This is a genomic window from Phytopseudomonas flavescens, from assembly GCF_900100535.1.
Classification (GTDB): domain Bacteria; phylum Pseudomonadota; class Gammaproteobacteria; order Pseudomonadales; family Pseudomonadaceae; genus Aquipseudomonas; species Aquipseudomonas flavescens.
In genome coordinates, this window is the sequence record NZ_FNDG01000005.1 from 290,917 (window position 1) to 311,454 (window position 20,538).

Consider the following 20,538-nt stretch of genomic DNA (forward strand, 5'->3'; position numbering starts at 1 on the left):
TATTGTAAACGGCAACGGACACATTCCCTGCGCAGTGGATTAGAGAGAGTGAGAGGCGGTCACCCATGCCCATCAAAGCAAAAGCAACAAACGGCCAATTGATTCGTGGCTTCGAACCCTACAAGGAAACCAAGGGCGAGGAGTACATGAGCGAGGCGATGCGCGCCCACTTCACCGGCATCCTGAACAAATGGAAGCTGGAGCTGATGCAGGAAGTCGATCGTACCGTGCACCATATGCAGGACGAAGCGGCCAACTTCCCGGACCCAGCCGACCGTGCCAGCCAGGAAGAAGAATTCAGCCTGGAACTGCGCGCCCGTGATCGTGAACGCAAGCTGATCAAGAAGATCGACGAAACCCTGCAGTTGATCGAAGACGAAGACTATGGCTGGTGCGATTCCTGTGGCGTGGAGATCGGTATCCGCCGCCTGGAAGCCCGCCCTACCGCCACCCTGTGCATCGATTGCAAGACCCTGGCGGAAATCAAGGAAAAACAGGTCGGCTCCTGAGTCGATCAGACGGGGCGCCAAGGGCGCCCCGTCCTGTTTCTGCCTGCGCATCACACTCCCACATGCAAAACGCCCCCTACATCGGTCGCTTCGCCCCTACGCCCAGTGGCTACCTGCACTTCGGCTCGCTGGTCGCCGCCCTCGCCTCCTACCTCGACGCCCGCTCCGTGGGTGGCCGCTGGCTGCTGCGCATGGAGGATCTTGATACGCCCCGGGAAGCACCTGGCGCACAAACCGCGATCCTGCAGACCCTCGAACGCTATGGCCTGCACTGGGATGGCGAACTGCTGCGCCAGAGCGAACGCCATGCCGAGTACGAAGCGCTGGTGCAGCGCCTGTTTGATCAAGGCCTGGCCTATGCCTGTACCTGCTCACGCAAGAAGCTGGAAGGCAGCGGCGGCATCTACCCGGGTTACTGCGGCAATGCCGGCCACGCTCGCCATGCCGCCGCCATCCGCCTGCGCGTGCCACAGCTGACCTATCGCTTCGCCGACCGGGTACAAGGCGAGTACAGCCAGCACCTGGGCCAGCAGGTTGGCGACTTCGTCATCTGCCGTCGTGATGGCTTGTATGCCTACCAGCTCGCCGTGGTACTCGATGACGCCTGGCAAGGAGTCAACAACGTGGTACGCGGCGCCGATCTGCTCGACTCGACCCCCAGGCAGCTCTATCTGCAGGAACTGCTCGGGCTCTCTCAACCGCGCTACCTGCACGTACCACTGATCATCCAGCCCGATGGCCATAAGCTCGGTAAATCCTACCGTTCGCCGCCGCTGCCCGAAGATCAGGCCACCGCGCTGCTGATTCGCGCCCTGCGCGCGCTGGGCCAACAGGCCCCGAGCGAGCTAGCGGACGCCAGCGCCGACGAGTTGCTGCGGTGGAGCGCACGCCACTGGGATGCCACCCGCATCCCGCGGACACGCACACTGGCGGAAAGTCAGTTGCACTGATCGCCGGCACAGGGCAGCCTTGCGCCCCTACGACCCACGATCAGGAACCCGCCATGCGCGCCCAGCTCGAAGAACTTATCGGCAAAATCAGCTCGGGCTGCCTGCCGCAGGACGAGATTGTCCGTATCGCTGACGAAGCCACCCAGGCCTACGCCGATCCCCAGGCATTCCTGGCAGCCAACCCGGACATCAACTACGACGACAGCTTTCCCATCCCGCTGGGCGAATGGATGGTGATCGGCAACCTGCCGGACACCGTGCTGTTCCAGGCCGACCGCTACGACCAACTGTTCCACCAGATCACCGAATCGTTCGGCCCCGAAGTGAGCTTCGTACTGACCGCCAAGCAACTGCACAAGGTCGAGCCCCTGAAAGCCCTGAACCGTATCCAGGTGCAGCTGAGCAGCCTGTCCAAGGAAACCGGTGGCTATGTGCTGGTCGACTTCAGCGAGCCGCTGGACGACGAACTGCAGGCCGTCCTGGTGTACACCAGCGACCTGCCCCGGGTGCTGGAGCTGGCGGTGGAAGTGGGCATCTACGCAGCGCCGGCCTACGAGACGCTGAAGGCGGCGCAGACCGGGCAGTGAGCCCGGGCCGATCCGAGCGTCACGCCAGGGAAAATCCCTGGGTATCGCTTCGCGCAACCTAGGCGGCTCTCCGGCCATGGGCCGGCACAGTTACAGCCCGGCCTCGTGCAGCCTGCGCAGGTGCTCGATATACAGGCTGACCGGATTGACGCCCTCGCCGACACGGCCAAAGTGCTGATTGACGATATCCAGATGATCGAGGGGGTAATCGTCGCGAATGACCTTGCCCAGGTGAGAGCTGACACGGCCGACCATGCCGTCGCACTGCCCTGCCTCGCGCACGAAGGTGCGTGCGAAGCGTCGACAGAACCAGTTCGACAGATCACGACGATTGCCCCCCTGATCGGTGATTCCCGGCTGCAAGGTGCCGGACCAGGAGTAATAGCGCACGCCGTTGACCTCTTCCGGCCCGTTTTCTCCCCGCAGCGGCGGCAGCCCCTGAGGATACTGGTGATTGAAGATACCCACGCCCTCGGTGGTCAACGAGCGATGGGCGGCCTTGACGTCGATCGGCATGCTCGCGCCGCGGGCACCGCTGTCGAACAGTGTCACCAGTCGCGCCAGCACGTGCACGCCCAGTTGCAGCAGCGTGCCACGCAGGCTTCCCGGCGCGGCTTTTCGCTCGATGTGGTCGGCCAGTTCGGAGCCCTGATGCGGCCCCGCCAGGGAGGCCACCGAGGCGATCCACTCCGGCCGGTGCGCAGCGGCATACCGACATACCAGAGCCCCGTGGCTGTGGCCGATCAGATGCACCTTTTCCGCGCCGCTGCGCCGCCGCGCGTCGGCGATCTGCAGCAGCAACTGCTCACCACGAAGCTCCGTGGCATGTACCGGCGACAGACGCGCCGGGTAGACATCGACCCCCTGATTGCGCAGGGCAGTGACAATGCCGTGCCAGTATTCGAAACCGAACAGGCTGACGAAGCCCAGAAAGCCAGGGACCAGCACCAGTGGATACCGGGGAACTGCACGATGACCCATTTCAGTCTCCATGGAGGGACGCTACCCGGCCAACGCGGCATCGGATGAGCGCCGAGGAAAGCACATCATGATTGTCGATGGCCACTATCGAGACACTCGACTTCATCCCTGACTACCTCGCCCTTAGCATGGTTCCGTGAAACACCGCACACGCCGAGAAAGAGGTGCAGCATGAAAACCCTGAGCATTGTCCTGACACTGAGCCTGCTGAGCGCCAGTGCGTTCGCGTTGCCCAGCCGCGCCCCGGCGCCCATTCTGGGTGAGGCCGTGGACAGCAGCCTGCAACGACCGGCAATCGAGCGTTAGTGCGGCCCTGCACGCTGCAACGGTGCATGAATGCGCCTGTGGACACGAGCAAACCGAGCCACCGGTGATTTAGGACGAACTTATCCACCCCCCCCGGGCTCGAAAAAATGGTCTGGTTCATTACAAGGGAAATACACCATGCTCAAGCAAAGTCTGGGTGCTGCATGCGTTCTCGCCGTCCTTACCGGGTGTGCCGGCAAGCCGGAAAATCCGGTCGACCACATCACCTATCGCAACGAACCGCTGGTCAAACAGGTCGAGAAGGACATGAGCAAATCGACGGTTCTGGAACTGGGCGGCCCACCCTCGTCGGAAATCACCCGCACGGTCCACCCGGGCAGCTGCAACAACTACGTCCTCAACCGGGATGGCAAGGAGCAGCCCTACTACGTTGCCTTCAACTCCGCAGACCGGGTCGACAGCAAAGGCTTCCTGACCTGCGAGCAGATGGAAATCAACGAGCGCGAACGCGCCCGTGGCCACGGCATCTGATCCAAGCGCCGGCCCGAAAGAATGCCCGCCTCCCAGGGGAGCGGGCATTTTTATTCGTATCAGCCAGGGTCTGTTGACGTTTCACGCACGGCCGCGCCGAGGCCACGCGGGTTGCGCGAGAAGTCTCGCCATGCGTCATTGCAGCACTTGGCAAGGGAAAACGCGGACGGCTAATCCATTCCCTGCGTTCTGCGCCTAACGGATCGCCGCCCGGCCTGGCGAGAGTTCTCGCATTGAAACCTCAACGGACCCTGGCCAAAACGTGCGCGCTGTAACCGATACCCTGCCGTACACCACCGACCCCGCCTGACACGCACCAATCCTCGCCCTGCCCCACCGAACAAGCCCCTGGCTCTGCAAACGAAAGTCAGGACTTTTTCTTTGTGCACCGAGTAATGTTCCAACACCGCGACACGTCCTCAGGAAAGGCTCATCAGGGAGGTTTGATGAACTACAGACAAGCCAGGCAAAAAGCATTGAGCCGAGTGACCATCGGGCTGTTGATTTCGCTGGCGGCCCTGGCCGGCACGATGGTGTCACTGATGAAGATGATCTATTTCCGCCTGGACAGCGGCTCGGCCCTCTCGGGAATCCTCACGGGGCCCTTCCAGAATCTCATCTCGTTCCTGTATTACCAGCCATGGTTTCCCAAATGGCTTTGGAAAATCGCCCCCGCTCCTGACCCGCTCTACCTCGGCGCCCCGGAGAACGTCAAGTTTGCGGCGATTTACCTCGGGGTGTTCGTCGGGGCGGCGATACTTTCAAGCGGTCGAAAAAGCCAAATCCGTCTGGCGACGATCAATGAAGAAATCGAGCACGAGGTTTTGCGCCAGTCCCTGAGGGGAGAGAGCGCCCAGCGAAGCAGAGCGGAGATGGAAGAACGTGCGGTCATTCCGAAGCAGAGCATTTTCGGCCAGGTGCATCAGCTGTACATAGCCCCGATAGTGGTGGGCATCTTGGTGGCGCTGGTACTCAGGTTCGGGTTTGCAATTTGATCGCAGCGCTGCGGGCGAAACGTCCTGCCGCAGGGCAGGCGCCCAGCTCACCAGCGTTCTGGCTGAGCTGGCTGGCGAACGCCCGCAAAAGCGGACATTCGCGTTTTTTGAGCACTGACGCTGTCAAGACAGGCGGATGGGAACGCCTCAGAAAAAGTACCTGACCGAGGCCCCCAGCGTGGTGGACGGCTGCGGCACGATCACCAGGCCGGCCGTGGTGCCGTAGGCCACTTCGCTGCCGTAGCGGTGCGGCTGGAAGGTGCCATACAGGCTGAACTGGTAGTCGCTGTAGTCATAACTGGCACGCAGGTCATAGCGGGTATAGGGCGGCATCTGTTTTTTTTCAGTGCCCACGTAGTAGGGAATGCCCGCCAGGTGGTAGACGTCAGCGTTGAGTGTCAGTTGCCCCGCCATGAACGCATCGCGGTGCTGCACACCGGCCTTGTAGGTGTGCTCGGGCACCACCAGCCGGTCACCGGTGCCGCGCGGCGGGTTTTCGATCAGCGCATCGAGGATCCGTCCGTAGCTGGCGTAGGTGCTCAGCGTGGTCGTGGCCTGGTAATTGAAGCTGGTCTCCACGCCCTTGCGGGTGGTGTCACTGACCTGCTCATAGACACCTGGCGAAACTTGCAGTGTCTCGCTGTCGTTCTGGATGTAATAGAACTCGGTGGTGCTGGAGAAACGCTCGGCGGGGCGTACGGTGAAGCCGATGTCATAGGATGTCACCTTGCTCGGGCGGACACTGCCGTTGACTCGACCGCCCGTATCGCTCGGCACCAGCGCGCTGCCGCTACCGGAGCTGATGTACTCCGCTGCCGGCGAGCGGAAACCCTGGGCGGCGTTGCTGAATACTTCGAGCTGCTCGACAGGCGTCCACACCAGGCCGAGTTTCGGCGTGGTGACCGAGCTGTGATAGCCGGTATCGGCGTTGCGGAACTTGCGGTTGCCGATGTCGTAGTCGAAGCGGTCATAGCGGATGCCGCCCAGCACCTTCAACGAGTCGACCGGTTTGTACTGGGCCTGGGCGAACACGCCGTAGGTGAGCAGGTCCATGTCGAAGTCATAGTAGTAACTCTGCGTCGGCTCGAAGTTGCGGTATTGCTGGCGGTACGCATCACCCTTGTCACGTCGAACCTCGGTGCCGAGCATCAGTGACGCCGAATCTCCGTAGACGAAGTTGTAGGCCAGGCGGCCGCCGTAGATGTCGCGATCGTCCTTGCCGTAGTTGTGGGTGTTGGCGCCGTTGGCGATGGCGCGCACGCGCTTGAAGTCCTCGAAGTAGGCGGTGTAGTACAGCCCTGCTTCGCCCTCCGCCGGGGCTCGGTTGAGCACATAGGTATTGCGCTTGGCGTTGCCGAAACCGTAGAGGTTGTCGGTGTCGCGGCGGCTGAGGGTGCCGGCGCGAAGCGCGGGCAGGTTCAGGTAGCCATCGTTCTTGAAGTCCGACGCGTAGTGGCTCAAGCGCGCCGAATACCTGGCATCGCCAATGACCCTGGAAAGCTTCCAGAAGTAGTTGTCGCGGTTGGTCTCGGCAGCCTTGCGATAGCCATTGGTCTTGTAGATGTCGGCGACGAACAGGGACTCGAAGCCTTCATGCTCGCCACTCAGCACCAGGTTGGCGCGGCGCCCATCGAAGCTGGCGATATCCAGGCCGATACTCGAGGCCACGTCACCGCCATCGAGCGTCTCGATGCTCACCGAGCCGGCGCGGTTCTGGTCACCATACAGCGCCGACACCGGGCCCTTGATCACACTGACCCGCTTGATCATCTGCGGCGTCAGCCATTCCAGGAACACCGGGCCGTGACCGGCGCCGCCCTGGCTCGAGGGAATATTCTGCGGCACGCCGTCGGCGTATACCGCCACGTCTGCCCCATGGGTGCCGTTGGTGGCGAAACCGCGCATGCGAAAGCCATTGCCGGTATCGCCCTGGTCGATGTTGTTGGCCACCACACCCGGCACGCGACGATAGATGTTGGAGATATCTCGGTCGACATTGAGTGTCTGGATGTCTTCCGCCGACAGGGTGGAAACGGCAGCCGGCAGGCTTTGCGGGGCATTGCTGACCTTGCTGCGGGTCAGCGACGGGGTGCGCGCCGCTCTCTCCCCATCGCCCACCACCTCGATTGCGCCGAGTTCGGTGAACTCTGCCGTCTGCGCCTGTGCCGTCGGCGTCGACGGGCAGGCCACGACGCCAATGGAAAATGCCACGCTGGCAAGCCTCCAACCCTTGTGTGCAGCAGTAGACATGACGCTATCCCTGTATAAGTTGTTATAACATAACATTTATACAGGATTGGCGGATTGCCGGCCAGCCACCTGCCGACCGTACGATCGCACGCGCCAACCGGCATCAGTACTTCCGGAGCGCTCGCCGGGCCGGGCGGCATGGCTGATCGCAGGCGAACGAAATCGCCCGGGTATCCCGGGGCAATGGCTGACGGCGCATCGAGACAGGTATATCTGCGGCAGCTCCGAAGACAGAGGAAATACCCGGCTCGCGGGCTGACGCTTGGCCTGTAGGTATCCAGTGCCCGCCTGCCGTCGAGGAGCCTCCTGTGGCACACGGTCAGTGCGCTGGTCGCTTGGGGCAGAGCCGTTGCCTGCGCCTTACGCAGCAAACGCCGCTGGTCCCGGCAGCGGCTGAGTAAGTGTCCGAGCGCGAGACGTCGCTCTTGCCATCAGGATTCCGTTTACGTTAGCGTAAAGCTGATAAGGCGCCATCGGCATTTTCCTGAAGCAGCCGGATGAGCGTCGAACCTCAGAACAATCAGAACATTGAGGATCCGTCCATGACTGCACCCAGCTATTCCTGCGGCTTGCAAAGCAAGCCTCTATTGGCGCTGACCATCGGCGCGGCGTTCGATGACACGGTGGCCCGCTTTGCCGGACGCGACGCGTTGATCGTGCGTCACCAGAACACTCGCTATAGCTGGGCTCAGCTCGCCGAGCAGGTCGAACTCTGCGCGCGAGCCATGATCGCGTTGGGTATACAGGCCGGTGAGCGGGTGGGCATATGGGCGCCAAACTGTGCTCAGTGGAGCATCAGCCAATTCGCCAGCGCCAAGGTCGGCGCCATTCTGGTGAACATAAACCCGGCCTACCGCCTCAGTGAGCTGGAGTATGTATTGCGCCAATCCGCTTGCAGTTGGCTGATCTGCGCGGATGCATTCAAGACCAGCGATTACCACGGCATGCTCGAGGAACTGCTTCCTGAGTTGAGCGGCTGGGCGCCGGGGCAGTTGGTCAGCGCCAAACTGCCTGAATTGCGAGGCGTCATCAGCCTGGCCGGGAATCCGCCGGCAGGAATGCTGCCATGGAGCCACCTGCCCTCCTTGGGTCATCGGATCTCGCCGGCTGCTCTGCAGGAACGCCAGGCTGGGCTGCAGTTCGATGATCCGATCAATATCCAGTACACCTCGGGCACCACCGGGTTCCCCAAGGGTGCCACCTTGAGCCATTACAATATTCTCAATAACGGCTACATGGTCGGGGAAAGTCTGCGCCTCAACGAACAGGACCGTATTGTCATTCCGGTACCGCTTTACCACTGCTTCGGTATGGTGATGGGCAACCTGGGCTGCCTGACTCACGGCAGTGCGATGATTTACCCGGCCGCCGCGTTCGACCCCCTGACCACCCTGCAGGCCGTCGCCGAAGAGCGCGCAACGGTTCTGTATGGCGTACCGACGATGTTCATCGCCGAACTGGGTCTTGAGGAGCGGGCGAGCCTCGATCTGTCGAGCCTGCGTACCGGCATCATGGCGGGTGCCACCTGCCCGATCGAGGTGATGAGGCAGGTGATTGCCGACCTGCATATGGCCGAGGTCCAGATTGCCTACGGGATGACAGAGACCAGCCCGGTCTCGACGCAAACGGCGGCAGACGACGATATCGAAAAACGGGTGAGCAGCGTGGGCCGCACTCAGCCCTACCTGGAGAGCAAGGTGGTCGATGAACACGGCCGCATCGTTCCGAGGGGGCAGATAGGCGAGCTCTGTACCCGGGGTTACAGCGTGATGCTGGGCTATTGGAACAATCCGCAGGCCACCGCTGCGGCTCTGGACAGTGCGCGCTGGATGCACACCGGTGACCTGGCAATCATGGACGATGAGGGCTACCTGAGCATCGTGGGGCGCAACAAGGACATGATCATTCGTGGAGGTGAGAATGTTTACCCGCGGGAGGTCGAAGAGTTCTTTTTCACCCACCCTGCAGTGGCTGACGTCCAGGTCGTCGGCATTCCCGATGACAAATACGGCGAAGAGGTGGCGGCCTGGATAAAGCTCCATCCAGGCTGCGAGATCACCGATGAACAGCTGCGCGATCACTGCAAGGGGCGCATCGCCCATTTCAAGGTACCGCGCTATTTCCTGTTCGTCGCGGACTTCCCCATGACGGTGACAGGCAAGGTACAGAAATTCCGCATGCGCGAAATGACCGTCGCACAACTGGGCCTGGATCGGCCACGCTGAGGGTTGAACCGCGCTCCCGGTGGCAGGCGTTCTTCGCACTGCCGTGATTGGGGGGCTGCACCTGCCGGCCTGGCGGCTCCAGCGATCTCGATGCCCACATCGACGTCGCATGGATCGCAGCGATGCACGGTGAAACGCAAACACATTAATACATTCGAATGTGTTAATGTGTTTGCATTTCCCCCACCCACTGGACACACATGAATTTTCCCAGCTTGTTTCAGCCGCTGCGTCTTGGCGGCCTGGTACTCAATAACCGTATCGCACTGCCTCCACTGACCCGCTCGCGCAGTTCGCAGCCCGGCGATATCCCCAACGCGCTGATGGCAGCCTACTATCGCCAGCGCGCTGCAGCCGGCTTCATGGTCACCGAAGGCTCGCAGATCGAGCCACGGGGCCAGGGTTATGCATGGACGCCCGGCATTTACAGCCCTGAGCAGGTAGAGGGCTGGAAAAAGATCACCGCAGCGGTGCATGAAGAAGGCGGGGTGATCTTCTGCCAACTCTGGCATGTGGGAGGCATCTCCCATACCAGCCTGCAACCGGATCAGCAGCCCCCGGTGGCGCCTTCCGCCGTTCTGGCGACAGCGGTCAAGGTGTTTGTCGAAACGGGCCCCCAGACAGGTGCCCTGGTAGCCCCTTCGCTTCCCAGGGCCCTGGCCACGCACGAGGTGCAGGAGCTGGTCGAGCTGTACCGCAAGGCGGCGGTGAACGCGAAAAGCGCGGGCTTCGACGGCGTGGAACTGCACGCGGCCAACGGCTACCTGATCAATCAGTTCATCTCCGAACACACCAACCAGCGCACCGACGCCTATGGCGGCTCCCTGAGCAACCGTCTGCGCTTTCTGCGTGAAGTGGTCGTCGCGGTGGCTGAGGTGTTCGGCAGCGAGCGTGTGGGTGTCCGATTCGCCCCACTGTTCGAGACCACGCAAGAGGATCGCGTTTATCTCGGGCTGGTCGAAAGCGATCCCCACGAGACTTACGTGCAGGCGGCAACGCTGTTGAACGACCTTGGAGTGGGCTATCTATCGATCGCCGAAGCCGACTGGGATAACAGCCCGGATCTGCCTGAGCGTTTTCGCCAAGCGCTACGCGAGAGGTTCTCCGGGCCGATCATGTACTCGGGTTGCTACACGGCAGAAAAGGCCGAACGCATTCTGGAAAAGGGCTATGGCGACCTGTTCGGCTTCGGCCGCACTTTCATCGCCAACCCCGACCTGGTTCACCGTATCCGCAACGACCTGCCTCTGAATCCCGTGGAGGCGGCGACGCTTTACGGCGGTGGGGCGAAGGGCTACATCGACTATCCCCTCGCCACCCACTAAAGTAAGCGCGCCGCACGCGGCGAAACCACTGGATCGAGAAGGACGCAAATGATGGAGTTGAACGATGTATTGAAGATCCTCTCGAGCCCCACCCGGCGGGCGGTGCTCACTTGGCTGAAGGATCCTCACACGTCATTCGAGGGGTTCACGCAACTCTATGATTTCAGCACCTATGGCGTTTGCGCGAGCCTGATCCAGGAAAAGGCCGGCCTCTCCCAGCCGGCCACCTCGCTGTGTCTCAAAGCGCTTCATGACATGGGCTTCGTGACGGCCAGCAAGGTAGGCAAATGGACCTACTACCAGCGCAATGAAGAGCATCTGACCGCCGCGATGGCGGCGCTGCTGCATGACCTGGACGTGGATGCCATGGCAGCCTCCCTGCTCCCGCCCCGCTGAGCCTGCGGTACCTGCCAGGGCGCATGTCGACACAGGCAGACGCCCACGCCGATGCAGTCGATGACTTCCCGACGGTTTTGCAGTCTGGGCCGTGAGTGGGTTCAGACCGCCGGCGGGCCCGGGGCCTCTCCTGCAGCGTCGACCAGCGCAGGGAGTCGCTAGGCGAAATAAGAATGGCGGGCTTGCGAATGGCCGAGGATCAAGGATCGGTCGGTCTTCGCGCGGCCTTCTTCCCGTTCAGTCAGCGCGTCCTGGTCTGCGCCAGGGTTGCCTGGCGGTGGCGTCCAGTCGGCGCGATGCTTTTTCGCATAGGCCCCATCTGCCCGCGGTTTCGCTTCGGAGGCGGCTGCGTCGAACTCGGAAGCAGGGCTCTGGCCAGTGTCAGGCTGCCGGTGGAAGGCCCCTGATCAGGGGCTTTCGGGCCGTTGCCGTGTTCGGTCGTCATGACGGATATCCCGTGCCGGCGCAGACCACCCACGCCGACAGTTCTGAAGGGTACCAGCGCTGCGCGCTGGTACCCTGGCGAGGCCGCTGACTCGACGCAGACGCCCTCCGTGCAGCGAATCGCTGCCGCCTCGGCATTGGCGTCTAGGCGGAGGACTTGCTCGCTTCATCGTCGAAAATGCCCCCCGCGAACCCGGCCTGATGCGACAGTTCACCGGGGGGCACGTAGGTGCCGGACTGGTTGTCGTAGCGGATGACCTTGCCTGCGGCGAACTCGACGCGCCCTGCATACATGACCTGCAGCGCCCTTCCCGCCAGCTGGAAATGCGCATTCTGACCATTGACGGCGTTGCCCACGCGGAGGGTGCCGTCGAGCAGCCTCACGAAGATGAACGCGCCGTCCAACCTGTCGTCGGCATTGCCATTGCGAACCCAGCTTCCGTCCCTGGCCTGGCTGGCGACGATGGCACCGGGCAGCGGCCGCCCATTGGCGCCATGCAGTTGCAGCGTTTTCTCGGCCAGCTTGATCTCCACCGCACCCACACCGCCCGGCAACCCCTGCGCACGCTGTATCGCCTCGCGTTTGAGGTCGATACGGGTGATTTCACGCCTGGAAGGGTCACCCTCCTCGAGACCGGCGGACGAGAAGGTTCGCTTTACCCCGGCGCAAGCCAGCCCCGTCGCTACGCTGTGCTCGATGCCGGTCTGGACCAGGGAGGTGCGGCGTGCGCCTTCGGGTGCCGCCTGCCGTTGGGGTGTCGACAAGGCGGCCTGCGGCGGCGAATCCGGCTCCAGGTCCTGGACACGGGCCAGCGGCTCTCGCTGCGCATCGAGCACCGCCAGTTCGGTTCCACGGCCTGCCCGATCACGCCGGAATTCGACATGCTGCGCGCCATGCAGAATCTGCGCAAACTCGAGATGCCCACCCTGCTCGTTGGTTTCGGCCTTGATCACGGGAACCGTGGCATCACCAGCCAAGGCGCGCTGTGCCCGCTCGAGCAGCTCGCGGTGCTGCTGCGGCAGCAAGGCCATGCGCTCGACGAGGGTGGGAATGGAAAACGTCGTTTCGTGGCGTCCACAGATATGCGCCGCGACCGTCAACCGCTCGGGTGCCGTGGCGCGCTCCTGTGCTGGGGCGGACATAGCGGCTGCGCCTGCCTTGGTGGCGGGGTCCAGACGGGGAATCACCTGATCGATACCTCCTGTGGCGAGGGCCGAGCGCCCTGACTGAGCCCACTGGGTGGCCGGCCGGCACCGACCGGTTCCATCGCCTGGCTCTCCCGGCGACGCGTGGGGAAACAGGTCACAGGGCGATGACAGCGGCATGGAACCGGCCCGGGGCAATCACCACTCACCTTGCGAACCTCACCGGCGCGACGCGACCCGCCGCGCCCCACCCCCGCGTCAATGGAGAACAATAATCATGGCCGTACCTCATCAGTACCGCCAGTTGCTGGACGAAATCCAGCAGCTGACTCTCGTGCCTGAAGCCCTGCTGTCCCCTGAGCTGACCCACCTGAACGTGAGGGGCGTGGACTTTTCCCTGTACCCGGTCGGCGACCAGGGTCAAGAGCACGTGGTCACCCATTGCGACCTCGGCGCCCTGCCTGATAAAGCCAGAGAGGAGGCAATGCTTCGTTTGCTCGATACCAACTTCCAACTGGTGAACGCCGCAAAACCCGTAACGTTCTGCCGCAATGAGCACAGTGGTCACATGATGTTGAGCATGGCACAACCGCTCTCGAGCCTTACAGGCCAGTCGATTCTCGATCAAATGGGAACGCTCGCGGATTACGCACTGGTTTGGCGACAAACCTTTTTCCTTGATAAAGCAGCGCCAAAACCTCAGCCGTCCAGCACCGCTCAACTGCCGCGAACCTTCAGCGCCACGAGGGCTTTCTAATGTTTCCGACAAGACCATCCATCGAAAACCTGCACCGCGGTCTGGTTGACCCTCGAACTCAAGAAGCTCAGCGCATTCAGCGTGCGCGCGTTGAAGATGTTACTGGGCAGAATCAGGGGGCCATAGAACTCAACCAAATGCCGGGTAGCTTCCCGAGGCCTGAACGGGACACCACGCCGTTCGCTGCACCAGAAAACCTGATGCGCAGGGCGCAGGCGTTGCGCGCGCAAATGCAGGAAGCAGATCCTGCGGCGAGAAGACCGGCAAACAGCCAGCAAGCAAAGGAGCGCATGCTTATCGAAGGAGAGCTGATCGAGGCACGCGCCCAGCATGCGGTTGAAACGGGTCAGCCCGATCAAGCATTCGAAGGCTTCAATGAAATGGCTCAGAGACTGGGGCTTACCAGCGTTCTTGCCGATGACGTGGACAGGATCCATACGCAATTCACCAGTGACATTGACAGGGTCTTAAAAGAATCAAGTGAGAATCCGGACAGTGGCCCAAGCCACCTCACAAACAGCATGCGCGCCGCCGTACAGAATCAGGCGGATTTGTTTGCAAAGCGCGACGCTGTCTATGAAGAGGTGTTGAATGAGGACTTGACCAAGGCCGAACGCGAACATGTGCTGGCGAGCCAGCTGAGCTTCTCGTTCTATGCCACCGAGGTGGGCAGCAGGATTCCCGAAACGCTCGACAGAACCCTGAGTCACGCCACTAATGTCGTCGAGGGTCTGCAAGCCAAAAAAGCCGAGTACGCACAATTGTTCGGGGCAGGAGCGACCCAAACTGCTGCTCTTGATGCCCAGATAACAGAATGGTCCACAGCGGCCGAACAGCTGCAAAAAATGAAGACTGATCTGTTGCCCGACTTCAATAAAGCGATGGATCTGAACAAACTTGTTCAGCACATCAATGCATTGAATGAAAGCAGTGGCAGTCTGCGCAATCAACTTCATGCGTTTATGGGGCAGGGCCTGCGGCAAATGGTTTTGTCGGGGTTTGCACTAGGCGCCGCGAACGCATTCACCGAGGCGGCGCTAACCAAATGGCCAGGGGCCCAGCCAATCGTAGGAGGGCTGGTCACTGGCTTGGCCCATGACTTCGGCACCCATTTCCTGGCGCGCGGAGTACTCGACATCGTCGGAGGCGCCACACGGGCCGTCACACCGGGCGAAGTCACCACTGCGCCCAATAAATATGTCAGCGTAAACGGTGTCCCGCGTGAACGAAGCCCCGATGAAATAAATCAGAAGCGGGCGGAAAACGACGAGATGGTCAGGCAACTCAAGCAAACACAGAACGCCCACAAACTCGGTGTCGCGTCGGCAGAGGCGCAGTTCTGGGGCATGTTCTTTGGTGCACAAGGTGGCCGCGGCACACTCTTCAATAGCACAGGGGCCGAAACAGGCGGAACGCCCCTCGACAGCACAGCCGCCGATCACCCAGGTGGCGCCACCATGAGTTCGATGGTCGCGGGCTTCGGCATGGGTGCCAAAGGAGGCATGGCGGGAATGCGAGCCAGTGTCACGGATGGGCAGAATAGATCTATTCCAGCCTACACCATGGCGCCGGCCCCCAAACCCAAAGAGAATTCAGCAGCGGCCACTACAGCCCCATCGTCCAGCGAGGAAAAGACAGGGTGGGTTCAAACCAAAGAGTGGCTTCAGAAAGGCGCGAAAGAGATGGACTATCGCAAGCCTGGCCCTCGACAAACCATTGAAAACAAGGCGGGCTCGCTGGCGTCGGGACTGGCCTTGGGCAAAGTCATGGGGCCTGCGAGGGATGCCGTGGCAAACAGTCAACCCGCACTCAAGATCCCCATTGAAGGTTTGGCAACGGGCGGAAGATCGCCTCTGCTTCTCGCCCTGTTCTGGGGAGGCGCGCAACTTGGAAGCATCGTCAAAGCTGACCAGGCGAGAGAAAAAGCAGCTGAGGCAGCTCGGGCTGAGGCAGCAGGTGAGGAGCCGAACTATCAACCCTCTTCTTTTGGCGGCCTTAAATCCGCCTGGAAAACGGTCATGCAGCCTAATCGCGATGAAAACCCGCATAGGTTCGACCCCAACACAGTAGGCCGAGCAGTCGAAAACACCTATGACGTTTTGCAAGCGGCCGGCCAGATCCCTCATACCACCATTTCCGGTGCAGTTGAATGGGCAGGCGGCAAGGCAGCGTCGGCGTTAAAGCGCGAAAAGCCCTCGGGCGACCCCTCGGATAATGTCTGAATTGGCAATTTCGCGTTAATGAAATCGGATCCCTGGCACTTTGGTGCCAGGGATTTTTTATAAACCTCACGCCCCATCTCCTCGACAAGACCGATGCATTTACGAATGCTCATACCCTTATCACACCGCGACCACGTGTGCCCGGTAGCTCGAGACGCCTGCTGAACCGGCCCGCATGACCGGGAACCGAATGCCGCCATCTGACCACCCATCGCCTTGACCCACGACGTGCAGCGACAGCGCCTCGGCTGACGACGCAGACGGGTCGTTGCACAGCAACACGTGGAGCACCGAAAGTCGCCGGGAAGCGCTTTTGACGTCGGCTCTGCCGACGGCCCGTAGGCGGTCCGCCAGGGACGGCAGGCCACCGCAAACCAACCAACAAGACCACGCCCTGTGCCCCTGGCCAGGCATGCCACGGTAGCCGGTCGACCTGGCCTATCGAGCACTTTTCGCGAGCCCGGATTCGGACTTCTCGCTTCTGCCTCAAACGTATCTTTCGCTTGAGGACACTTCATGAACATCTCACCCGCCCATAACGCTTCGCGACCCAGCCTGGAACTGCAACACCTGCGCACTCAGGCCAGCACGGCCGTGGAACGCGCGACCTCGCGCAACCAACGAGAAATCGCCGCGGCCCTGGAAAGGATCTTCGCCCGCTGTGCGCTGCCGCAGGAGGACTTCAACCGCCTGGTGCAGACGCGTGCCGCCAGACTGGACGAAAAGGGAGAGTCCGCCCGGGATGTGGAGAACACCTTCGCCAAGGGCGAGAAACTCAATACCGGGGCCAAGGCCGTGACCGGCTTCCTCAAGTCGATCCCCTTCGGGGCGGCCGGCGCCACCCTGCAGGCACGCCCCGACCTGTTGATGCCCGGCGGGCACCCGATCAGCCCGGTGGCGCAGAACGTGCTGACGGCAGCACTCTACGTTGCCTACAACTCCGTGGGCATCACGCCCTTCGCCAGATCCACGCAGAACACCCTGTTCATGTCCGCCCAGGACAAGGACCTCGACGACGCCATGAAGGCCCACGCGCGCAGCAAGGACCCCACGCCCCTGAGAAAGGGCCTGGAAAGCGCGGCCACGGTACAGAGCTTCACCGCCAAAAGCGGTATCGTCTCCGCGGAGCGCTATGCCGTGGACAAAATCGCCAATGCGTTCACCGCTCCCGAGCAGGCCAAGCGTATCGCTGACCATGTCAAAAGCGCCTCGTCGTCTTTCGGCTCGCTGTTGGCAGGTGCCGCGATGAGCCTGTTGCAGCAGGCGTTCGACAAGAGCCATCAGCGTATCGGCCCGGAGTTCATGATGGGCAGAACCGATTGGGAAACCGAGTACGACGAACTCAAGGCCCATAGCTGGAAGGACACGGCGGTCAGCATCGGCTCGCGTGCCTTGCACATTCCCCTGGACATCGCCCAGGACCTGAGCAAGCAGATCCAGTCCATGTTCACACCGACCGGCCTGGTCTCCGACATTGCCATCCTGGGTGGCGGCCTCGCGGCCACGGAGACCTTCCGCGCCTTCATGCACGGTTATCTCACCGAAAACACCTCGCTGGGCGGGCCCGAGGCCAAACTGCTCGCGGATCTCTCGGCGATGCCCTTCGAGGCGCTCTATTTCGGTGGATGGGCACTCACGGCGGCAGCCACCAAGGAGGCAGCCGCCTGGGCCGACGACATGATCAACAAACTGCGCACCCGCGGCGCCCTGGAGGACGGTGACTTGCGCCGGGGCGAAGCCATCATTCGGGATCCCGCCAATCTGGCGGTGACCACCGACCAGCCGTCGCTGCATGTGGTCAGGCAGCTCGACCTGGAGGCCAACGCCAACGCCCGGCAGCAAACCACCAGCCCCAGGACCTCCCTGGGTGGCTGGAACAGTGGTCTGCTCGACCGGGAGCACAGGGTCGCCGAAAGCCCGACCGCACGCGCTCCCGGCTCCAGCCAACCGGTCACCGGCAGTCCAGAGCATTCGTTGAGTGGCCGCAACAGCGTCCGAGCCCGCGCCTCCAGCGACGGCACGGGCTCGGACGCCGGAAGCTTCCACACCGCCAGCGAAGGCAGCCAGGACGACCGAATGGCCCGATAAGCATGCCGGCGCCCCAGGCAGGCGATCGACCTTCCCGGGGCCTCGAGACGGGCCCGGCGCAACGCCGGGTCCGCGCCGCTACCGTGGCAGACGAGCAGGAAACGATGGCCGCAGTACACGTCGAAGACGCCGCGTAGCGTCCGGCCGATCACGCCACGGCCTGCAGCAGGGAACCGCTGGCAATTGCCCACCACTCACCCCTAAACCACGCCATCAGGAAGGGGAACCACCATGCGGCTTTCGAGCTTCTCACCGCCAAATCAACCCGCCAACCTCGGCATGCCGCCCGAGTCGCCCAGGCCGCAGCCCCAGGCGGGCGCCAAGCCGACGCCGCAGGGCGGTTTCAGCATCTCCTGGCAGGCCCCCGGCTCGACGCAACCCCAGCGCCCGTCGGCGGCATCCGACGCCGGCACCCAGCGCCGGGACAATGCCGAGGGTCAACCAGGCCTGCCCGCCCTGGACCTGATCCTGGCGTTTCTGGGCAGGTCGAGCGACGCCGGCGGCAAGCCGCCAGCCGCGCAGTGCCAATCGCCAGCGGCGGGCCCCGCGCAGGAGCAGCAGCGGATGCCCTTCGAAGAAGTGGTCTCGATCCTGGGACGCAACGAGAACCTGCTGAAGAAGCCGCTCGACCGCGAGGGCCTGGAAAAGCTCCGTGACGACCCGAAGACGCCGAGTGACGCCAAGCAGGCCCTGGGCGCGCTGCTGGACAATCCCGACTACTACGCCGCCTTCGACCAGGCCAAGGAAGGCAAGGCAGATGGCAAGACCAGTTCGAAGGATGTGCAGAAACTGCAGGAACATCCGCACATCCGCGCCTACGCCGATGCCAAGGCGGGCCAGTACACCGATAACTACGTACCTTCCGATGCCCCACCGGACGCGCCTGGCCGTGTCATGACCGCCAACGACGCCATGCGCGAGCTGTACCTGTATTCGGAGAGCCTGCCCAAGAACATCAGCCTGGACACCCTGCAGAACATCGCCGACGGCTCCCAGAAGATGGGCAAGTGCCCGCCACAGCTGGCGGCCGCGGCGAAGTTCTTCGTGCAGAACCCGGATCAGTGGCAGGCCTTCTCCGGCAAGAGCGATCCGTCCGGCTCGGTATCCCGGGATCGCCTCAGCGACCTGGCGGCCTTCAACGTCAAGCTCTCGCCGCAGGAGAACAGCGCCCTGGAGACGCTCAAGAACAACAAGGACATCTTCTTCAAGGGCGGCGGCATCACCCCGGAGAAGCTGGAGTCGATCGCCAACAACAAGGAGAACAGCCAGGAAGTACGGGACACCGCCAACCTGCTCGCCCAACCCAATTCGATGCTGTTCTCGATGCTTGACAACGGCAAGCATGGCGCCGGGGGCAACTTCTTCAACAAGGCCAACGACCGCAACATCGGCAAGGGCGACCTGGATGCCTTCATCAGCAAAGGCAGCAATCAGGTGGCCGACGCGCCCCTGCCCTCCTCGCGCCCGGTCGCATCGGCGCAGAAGGACATGGCCGCCGGCCAGGAAACCCAGCCTGACGCGAAGAAAGAGAAGGGCGGCGGTTTCAGCAAGTTCCTGGATATCTTCAGCTATGTCGCCTCCGGTCTGATGATGCTCATCCCGGGCGCGGGCGTGGCGGGCGCGGCGATGGCTGCCGGACGCGTCGCAGCGACGGCGGTGGGCCGCACGGTGGCGACCACGGCGGCCAAGGAAGCGACCAAGGAGGCAGCCACCCAGGTGGGCAAGCAGACCACCCGGCAAGCCCTCACCGAGAGCGCCAAGCAGGGTGCCCGCGACGGCTTCAAGGAAGGGCTCAAGGATGGTGCCAAGGACTTTGGCAAGGAGGCTGCCAAGGACCTGGCCAAGGAAGGCATCGACCGCTACAGGAACCGGGACGAGGAACGCGTGGCGAGCAATCCCAATATCGAACAGCCCAGGGTCTGGGCCCAGGGCTGAGCGGCCGATGGTCGCGGCGCGTGTCGATAGCCTGACGGCAGGGGCGGGCCTTGGTGGCGCTGCTCTCGCCCGGTGCCGGCCCGACGATGGCAGGGCGCGCTTGCCGGGATGAACCGGGCGCAAGCGGCCGACCACAGCCGCACCAGCCGACGGGCCGAGTGCGGCACGGCCGTGAGCCGTCAGGCGAAGGGGTCGACCGCCCGGCGCAATTGCTCACGGGCCCGGGACAGCCGTGAGCGCACGGTGCCGATCGGCACGCCCAGGCTTTGCGCCGTCTCCTGGTAGTTGCCGTCCATCACCAGGCTCACATGGATCACCTGGCGCATGGCCGCCGGCAGGGCCTGTATGGCTTCGACCGTGCGCTGCAGCTGCCGGCTGCCGTCTACCTGCTGGCCGATATCGGCGTGCCGCTCGTGCGCGATGTTCGGCTGGTCGTCGAGGCTTTCCTGATAAGGCTGGTTGTAGCAGCGCCGGAAGTGATTGCGGATCAGGTTCAGGGCGATGCCGCACAGCCAGGTTTCCGGCTTGCTGGCGTGCTGGAACTTGTGCTCGTTGCGCAACGCTTCGAAGAAGGTGCATTGCAGGATGTCGTCGGCGTCGTCGGGGTTCATCACCCGCTTGTGCACGAAGGCACGAAGCTTCTGCACCTGGGCCTGATCCAGCTGGCGAATGGCGCTGACGGTCCGGTTGGCAGGGCGGCTGACGCAAGGACGGATGGCGAGATTTGCTGACATGGGCTTCTCCTGTGTGGGACAGGAGCCATAGCGACATGCATGCCATCTCAGGATCACGCAATAAGCCATTGATTACAAAATAAAAACACCTATGCAACCGTCTCACCTTGAGCAAGATCCTGCCGCTGCGCCCCGCTACCCGGACAAATTCCTGCACAGCGCCTTTTCGGGAACCGGATCGGCTGCCACGCCACTC

At 62.6% G+C, this 20,538-nt stretch carries 17 protein-coding genes; 13 read left to right on the top strand and 4 right to left on the bottom strand.

The genetic code is table 11. The features are described from left to right. Positions 1–65: 65 nt before the first annotated feature. The 3 genes from dksA to BLR94_RS09120 all read left to right on the top strand — a co-directional run bounded on the left by dksA (position 66) and on the right by BLR94_RS09120 (position 2,046). Entirely contained in the window at positions 66–509 is a 444-nt protein-coding gene (gene dksA / locus BLR94_RS09110; RefSeq protein WP_042554833.1) for an RNA polymerase-binding protein DksA, read from the top strand. Positions 510–571: 62 nt separating this feature from the next. Continuing rightward, complete coding sequence (gene gluQRS / locus BLR94_RS09115; protein WP_084304434.1) at positions 572–1,459, top strand: tRNA glutamyl-Q(34) synthetase GluQRS; 888 nt, start codon at positions 572–574, stop codon at positions 1,457–1,459. 53 nt (positions 1,460–1,512) lie between these two features. Continuing rightward, the gene (locus tag BLR94_RS09120) at positions 1,513–2,046 is read left to right on the top strand and encodes a hypothetical protein (protein ID WP_084304435.1); all 534 of its coding nucleotides are present in this window, start codon (positions 1,513–1,515) and stop codon (positions 2,044–2,046) included. A 90-nt stretch (positions 2,047–2,136) separates the two neighbouring features. On the opposite strand, the gene BLR94_RS09125 is transcribed toward BLR94_RS09120, so the two are convergent. Further along, positions 2,137–3,027 (bottom strand): lipase family alpha/beta hydrolase, encoded by an 891-nt coding sequence (locus BLR94_RS09125; protein ID WP_084304436.1) that lies wholly within the window; start codon positions 3,025–3,027, stop codon positions 2,137–2,139. Positions 3,028–3,198: 171 nt separating this feature from the next. Here BLR94_RS09125 and BLR94_RS28165 point away from each other — a divergent pair, with 171 nt between their 5' ends. The 3 genes from BLR94_RS28165 to BLR94_RS09135 all read left to right on the top strand — a co-directional run bounded on the left by BLR94_RS28165 (position 3,199) and on the right by BLR94_RS09135 (position 4,820). Beyond that, the gene (locus tag BLR94_RS28165) at positions 3,199–3,333 is read left to right on the top strand and encodes a hypothetical protein (RefSeq protein WP_279615849.1); all 135 of its coding nucleotides are present in this window, start codon (positions 3,199–3,201) and stop codon (positions 3,331–3,333) included. Positions 3,334–3,471: 138 nt separating this feature from the next. Beyond that, entirely contained in the window at positions 3,472–3,825 is a 354-nt protein-coding gene (gene osmE / locus BLR94_RS09130; RefSeq protein WP_084304437.1) for an osmotically-inducible lipoprotein OsmE, read from the top strand. A 446-nt stretch (positions 3,826–4,271) separates the two neighbouring features. Continuing rightward, complete coding sequence (locus BLR94_RS09135) at positions 4,272–4,820, top strand: YniB family protein (RefSeq protein ID WP_167359730.1); 549 nt, start codon at positions 4,272–4,274, stop codon at positions 4,818–4,820. A 147-nt stretch (positions 4,821–4,967) separates the two neighbouring features. Here BLR94_RS09135 and BLR94_RS09140 read toward each other — a convergent pair whose 3' ends face one another. Continuing rightward, positions 4,968–7,070: a TonB-dependent receptor gene (locus BLR94_RS09140; protein WP_084304439.1), complete on the bottom strand. Its 2,103-nt coding sequence runs from the start codon at positions 7,068–7,070 to the stop codon at positions 4,968–4,970. A 542-nt stretch (positions 7,071–7,612) separates the two neighbouring features. Here BLR94_RS09140 and BLR94_RS09145 point away from each other — a divergent pair. The 3 genes from BLR94_RS09145 to BLR94_RS09155 all read left to right on the top strand — a co-directional run bounded on the left by BLR94_RS09145 (position 7,613) and on the right by BLR94_RS09155 (position 11,016). Next, a complete protein-coding gene (locus BLR94_RS09145; RefSeq protein WP_084304480.1) occupies positions 7,613–9,295 on the top strand; it encodes an AMP-binding protein in 1,683 nt (560 codons plus the stop codon). Positions 9,296–9,495: 200 nt separating this feature from the next. Beyond that, the gene (locus BLR94_RS09150) at positions 9,496–10,620 is read left to right on the top strand and encodes an alkene reductase (RefSeq protein ID WP_084304440.1); all 1,125 of its coding nucleotides are present in this window, start codon (positions 9,496–9,498) and stop codon (positions 10,618–10,620) included. A 51-nt stretch (positions 10,621–10,671) separates the two neighbouring features. Beyond that, entirely contained in the window at positions 10,672–11,016 is a 345-nt protein-coding gene (locus BLR94_RS09155) for an ArsR/SmtB family transcription factor (protein WP_084304481.1), read from the top strand. A gap of 588 nt (positions 11,017–11,604) precedes the next feature. On the opposite strand, the gene BLR94_RS09160 is transcribed toward BLR94_RS09155, so the two are convergent. Next, the gene (locus tag BLR94_RS09160; protein WP_139207428.1) at positions 11,605–12,603 is read right to left on the bottom strand and encodes a hypothetical protein; all 999 of its coding nucleotides are present in this window, start codon (positions 12,601–12,603) and stop codon (positions 11,605–11,607) included. 280 nt (positions 12,604–12,883) lie between these two features. Between BLR94_RS09160 and BLR94_RS09165 the strand changes: the two genes are divergently transcribed. The 4 genes from BLR94_RS09165 (at position 12,884) to BLR94_RS09180 (ending at position 19,608) form a co-directional block, all read left to right on the top strand. Then, positions 12,884–13,363, top strand: a complete 480-nt coding sequence (locus BLR94_RS09165; RefSeq protein ID WP_167359731.1) for a CesT family type III secretion system chaperone — start codon at positions 12,884–12,886, stop codon at positions 13,361–13,363. Next, positions 13,363–15,585 (top strand): hypothetical protein, encoded by a 2,223-nt coding sequence (locus BLR94_RS09170; protein ID WP_084304443.1) that lies wholly within the window; start codon positions 13,363–13,365, stop codon positions 15,583–15,585. Before BLR94_RS09165 ends, BLR94_RS09170 begins: the two co-directional genes overlap by 1 nt. A 516-nt stretch (positions 15,586–16,101) precedes the next feature. Further along, entirely contained in the window at positions 16,102–17,673 is a 1,572-nt protein-coding gene (locus BLR94_RS09175) for a hypothetical protein (RefSeq protein WP_084304444.1), read from the top strand. 231 nt (positions 17,674–17,904) lie between these two features. After that, positions 17,905–19,608, top strand: a complete 1,704-nt coding sequence (locus BLR94_RS09180) for an HrpF/NolX family T3SS translocon protein (RefSeq protein WP_084304445.1) — start codon at positions 17,905–17,907, stop codon at positions 19,606–19,608. 179 nt (positions 19,609–19,787) lie between these two features. Here the strand turns inward: BLR94_RS09180 and BLR94_RS09185 are convergent, their stop codons facing one another. Then, on the bottom strand, positions 19,788–20,342 hold the full coding sequence (locus tag BLR94_RS09185; RefSeq protein WP_084304446.1) for an RNA polymerase sigma factor: 555 nt from the start codon (positions 20,340–20,342) through the stop codon (positions 19,788–19,790). Between the last annotated feature and the right edge of the window lie 196 nt (positions 20,343–20,538).